The organism is Xenorhabdus griffiniae (assembly GCF_001028135.1).
GTDB lineage: Bacteria > Pseudomonadota > Gammaproteobacteria > Enterobacterales > Enterobacteriaceae > Xenorhabdus > Xenorhabdus bakwenae.
On the sequence record NZ_LDNM01000146.1, the window covers coordinates 1 to 3,594 of the forward strand.

Consider the following 3,594-nt stretch of genomic DNA (forward strand, 5'->3'; position numbering starts at 1 on the left):
TAAGCAAGCCAACCATACATCAAAATGAGTGTTGCAAAAACGGGGAAGACCATAGATTTGCTTCGCCACCCGAAGGCGATCTTTGCAGGCGATGAGATCATTAAGTTACAGGAAAGATGCTAACGGCTGAGCCGGATAAGGTCAATGGGTTGTAGAGCCTGTATTTTAAAATGTTGCTTAAACTCTGTATTTGAGACAAAAATCGAAATTTATTAATTAAATTAACGTATAATTCCGCGCGATAAGCAAGGAAACGAAATTTTCTTTATTATTCATAAAGATGTTCAATTAAATACCGATAAGTGAATAGTTTGAATGCCGCTGTATGGAAGAGAAACATGAAAAATCGGAAGGAATCGCTATACCTACAAGAACTGGCCTACCTGCGCGAAATGATGAAACTCGCCGCCGCCGAAAACCCGCATTTAGCCCAGTTTCTGGCGCATCCCAATGACCCGGATATTCAGCGTTTGCTGGAAGGTGTTGCGCTGCTGTCTTCAAATCTGCGCAGCACCATTGAAGACGACTTTCCGCAAATCACCCATGAAATGCTCGGACGCATCTGGCCTCATGCCCTGCGTCCCGTACCGCCGACGACGATCCCTTGATGCACACCGATTACGGCTGCTGAACGGGAGAAAAATTTACCGTTTCACACCTGCCGCCCCTTGCATATTGAGCCGTTTGTGGTGCGGGATAAACAGATCCAAAAGACACGGGAATACAGTGATCTTGTGCTGACGTTGCACCGGACAGGAAATACCTCGGCAGCCTGGTCAGGTGGAAAGCTGTATTTCTTTCTGGGCACCGATCCACACCGCGCGGCACAATTAAGTTTGTGGCTGGATATGCATATTGAGTACTGCTACTGGCGCACAGCAGGGGATGAAAAAAAGCTCAGGGGGAGTGATTTTCTGGGCTGGCCTGAAAATTTACAGCAGCCCCTGTTGCCCACGGAAAACCTGCCTTTTGCTCGTTTACAACAAATGACTGAGTATTACTGCCTGCCTCATGTGTTTAGTTTCATGATGTTAGCTATCAACGAACAACAGGATTTAGCATTAAACCCGGATGGCACCTGTAAACTGATTATCCGTCTGCAAGGCGAGCTGCCAATTGATGATTTGGGCGATGCCTTTCAGTTGGGTTGTGTCCCCGCCGTGCATCTGGTGCCGATGGTCAGCCCGCCTGTTTCACTCACGCCCGATAACCCGTGTTATCCGCTGCCGCTGGCAGAAACGGAGCGGCTTTTTCGTGTTAAAAGCATTCAAACAGCGAAACAACCGGGTGAGAAAAATGCTCAGGGAAGCGCACCGCGTGGCAAGCTTGGTCATTTCCTGCCCATTGACCGCTTTCAGCCCAAAAGTGACTGGTTGCTGGATGCCGGGGAACCCGATAACGTCTATTTTCAGTCGCTGATAACCGACGATTTACTGGGGCGTCTTCACAACCAGATACACTTTTTCGGGATAGATGGAAAAACGGCGAATACCCTGTCACCTCAGTCCGTATGTGCCCATCTCATCGGCTACCATGTGCAGGCCATGAAGCTGGGTATCGGTGATATTACACTCACACAGGAATCGGTGCCCGCGCATTCACCATTGCAGTGTCCCGACTGAGATAAGCAGCTCGCCATGATCACCGGATCCACAGACCACATTCGGTGTCACGCTGGGCGCAGGTTCAGCGGCTAAAGGGGAAGCGGGTTCTGGCACGGTGTCCGGCTCAGCCGTCTGGCGCTCAACCGCAACGATGCCGGCCACATCCTGCATCGGCATGGCACTCTCAAGCAGCAGGGCAAAGGCGGTTTCTGGCTCAGCCACCTGACACAGATACTCGTTGGCATCCCTGCCCGGCGGGAATACCACGCGCAGCGGCGTGATCCCTTTGGCAACCAGCGCCGCCGCCAGTTTCACGGCAGCATCATTGCCCGCGGTATCGTTATCAAAGGCGATCAGCACCTGCTTAATGCCGTGATGCTCAAAGACCTGCCAGTGATCCGCCGTGACGCCATGCACACCATAGGCCGCCGTAACATTGCGCTGCCCCGCCACCCAGAACGACAGCGCATCAATGAGCGATTCACACAGGATAAGCGTTTTGGACGTACCCAGCGCGGCTTCATTCCAGACGCCTTGATGTGCGCCCGGCAGATACAGATGGCGGATAACCGACGCCCGCAGATCATCACTGATCATGCGTCCGTACAGTTCGTGGATTTGCCCCTGTGTTCCCCTCACCGGCACAACCAGCGAACCGCGCAGATGCTCCCGTCCGTTCTCCCGCAGCACGCCAACCGCTTGCAGACGGCGGCGGATCTCCGCGCCGGCCTTTTGCTTACTGGGTGGCAGGCGGTAAGCGAGCGTTCGGTTGGCAAAGCCCAGCTTAAAATGGCTGACCAGTTCAGGATGATTGAGCCGCCGTTTGGACAGATACGCCTGTGCTTCTGTCGCATTCAGCAGCGTATGGTGATAAAACTCAACCACCCGTGACAGCAACACCTGTTGGCCGATCGCATCACTGGCCAGCTCTTCCGGCTGTACCAGCGGCTCAACCGCCGGATTGTGCCCCAGCATCGCCTTTAAGCGTTCGGCGGCATGGCGCAGGCTCAGATTTTCGGTTTTCATTACCCAGTCCAGCACCGAGCCGCCCGCACTGCAACCAAAACAGTGATAAAGATTCTTCGACGGCGTAATGACCATTGAGGGCGTTTTCTCCTCATGGAACGGGCACAGCACGAGCCGGTCTTTGCCGCGCTTAAAAAGCTGCCGCCCCTGCTGCTCAATGACGGCCACTAAGGAGACGGCGGATTTCAGGTGCTGTAATTCTGCGTCGGGAATGCGAGCCATATCTTTGTTCCCTCAAAACCTTGTCAAGACCATTTATATGTTTTATTATGGCACATATACATGTACCATAGTCAAGCGGTTATTTTTTTGGGAGTAGAATCATGAGTCATTCTATTTACTGGTGTTTACCTATGCCTTTATCTGAAAGACTCATTGCGTTACGTAAACAACGTAGCCTATCCCAACAGGCAATGGCGGATGCCATTGGCATTCATGCTAATAGCTGGAAGAAGTACGAGACAGGGCAGGCACAGCCTTCCCTTGAGGTATTGAAAAAGATTGCCACATCGCTGAATGTCAGCACGGATTTTTTGTTATTTGATACACATGACCGTGTGCCAACCGGTGAACTTTCATTGCAGTTTGAAGCTATCAGCCAGCTTCCTGAGGATGAACAAGGTATTGTGCGGGAAGTATTGGAAAGCCTGATTATCAAGTATCAGTCACGGCGCTGGGATTCAGCAAGGCAGGCCGCTAAGAAGAAAGAGTAGTCCATAACATGATCGCAGATTATCAGTGCGTCAACACTGACAATCTGCTAACCACAACCAACTGATCTGGAGTTGAATGATGGCTAAGGCGCATTCTAGGCAAAACCGTGCAGTAAATAAAGCCGCCAAAACAGAACGTTATTACACCGTGGGATACGTGCCGCAAAATAACAAGGCCACGGCCCCGCCTGCAATCCACCTTAAAGGCCAGTGGCTTAAGGCGGCGGGGTTTGATAAGGGCTGTACCCTGA

The 3,594-nt window shown here is 51.8% G+C and carries 2 protein-coding genes and 2 pseudogenes; 3 read left to right on the top strand and 1 reads right to left on the bottom strand.

The features are described from left to right. The first annotated feature begins 338 nt into the window (after positions 1-338). Positions 339-1,622: pseudogene (locus tag AAY47_RS18820) on the top strand (type VI secretion system baseplate subunit TssF). On the opposite strand, the pseudogene AAY47_RS18825 reads toward AAY47_RS18820, so the two are convergent. After that, positions 1,602-2,852: pseudogene (locus tag AAY47_RS18825) on the bottom strand (CHC2 zinc finger domain-containing protein); the annotation flags it as partial. The pseudogenes AAY47_RS18820 and AAY47_RS18825 overlap by 21 nt on opposite strands. Positions 2,853-2,983: 131 nt before the next feature. Here AAY47_RS18825 and AAY47_RS18830 point away from each other — a divergent pair. Next, a complete protein-coding gene (locus AAY47_RS18830) occupies positions 2,984-3,343 on the top strand; it encodes a helix-turn-helix domain-containing protein (protein ID WP_047771845.1) in 360 nt (119 codons plus the stop codon). Positions 3,344-3,422: 79 nt separating this feature from the next. Continuing rightward, the coding region (locus tag AAY47_RS18835; protein WP_047771847.1) for a SymE family type I addiction module toxin at positions 3,423-3,594 on the top strand (172 nt) is incomplete at its 3' end.